Annotated in this window: 1 protein-coding gene; it reads left to right on the top strand. The window is 49.9% G+C overall.

Annotated elements, in window-relative coordinates; genetic code table 11:
* The coding region (locus JUB15_RS28310; RefSeq protein WP_207516120.1) for a hypothetical protein at positions 1-643 on the top strand (643 nt) is incomplete at both ends.

The raw sequence follows: 643 nt of genomic DNA, 5'->3' as shown, positions 1-643 counted from the left end.
ACCACCAGGGCAACCGTTTGTACGAACCAACTTCCATATCGCTGGAACGGTATCAACATCAATGGCGCTGGCACTTATAGCGACACGCTGACCAGCAGGGTAGGCTGTGACTCCATCACCAATCTCATCCTGACTGTAAACAGCGTTCTCAGAGATACCTCCAGGGCAACCGTTTGTACCAACCAGTTGCCTTATCGTTGGAACGGCATCAACATCAACGCTGCTGGCACTTACAGCGACACGCTGAGCAGCAGGGCAGGCTGTGACTCCATCACCAATCTCATCCTGACTGTAAACAGCGTTCTAAGAGACACCTCCAGGGCAACCGTCTGTACGAACCAACTTCCATACCGCTGGAATGGATCTAACTTAAATGCCGCCGGAACTTATAGCGACACGCTGACCAGCAGGACAGGCTGCGACTCCATTATCAACTTAATATTAACGGTAAACTCAGTACTCAGAGATACCTCCAGGGCAACCGTCTGTAACAACCAGCTTCCATATCGCTGGAATGGATCTAACATAAATGCAGCCGGGACTTATAGCGACACGCTGACCAGCAAAGCAGGTTGCGATTCTATTATCAACCTGATATTAACTGTTAACTCTGTTCTCAGAGACACTACCAGGGCAACCGTCT

The organism is Longitalea luteola (assembly GCF_017356035.1).
Classification (GTDB): Bacteria; Bacteroidota; Bacteroidia; order Chitinophagales; family Chitinophagaceae; genus Niastella; species Niastella luteola.
This window is presented reverse-complemented; position numbering and strand designations above follow the sequence as displayed.